Here is a 314-nt window from a genome sequence, read left to right on the forward strand (position 1 = left end):
TCCTCATTACCTGAAGCTGTTTTTTATTGCTTATACATGATCAAATACTCCTTACATAATTAAGGAGAACAAAATGGTACTTAAAAAATTGATGGAACATATTTCTATTATCCCCGATTACAGACAAACCTGGAAAGTGGAACATAAATTATCGGATATTCTACTGTTGACTATTTGCGCCGTTATTTCGGGTGCAGAAGGTTGGGAAGATATAGAGGATTTTGGGGAAACACATCTCGATTTTTTGAAGCAATATGGTGATTTTGAAAATGGTATTCCTGTTCACGATACCATTGCCAGAGTTGTATCCTGTA

General features: G+C 35.4%; 1 protein-coding gene. It reads left to right on the forward strand.

The window, feature by feature from the left end; genetic code table 11:
• Positions 1-73 precede the first annotated feature (73 nt).
• Positions 74-314: transposase family protein (locus BEB42_RS26060; protein ID WP_172954564.1), on the forward strand; the 241-nt coding region annotated here is incomplete at its 3' end.

The sequence above is a fragment of the Escherichia sp. MOD1-EC5990 genome, assembly GCF_002965285.1.
In the GTDB taxonomy this organism is placed as follows: Bacteria; Pseudomonadota; Gammaproteobacteria; order Enterobacterales; family Enterobacteriaceae; genus Escherichia; species Escherichia coli_F.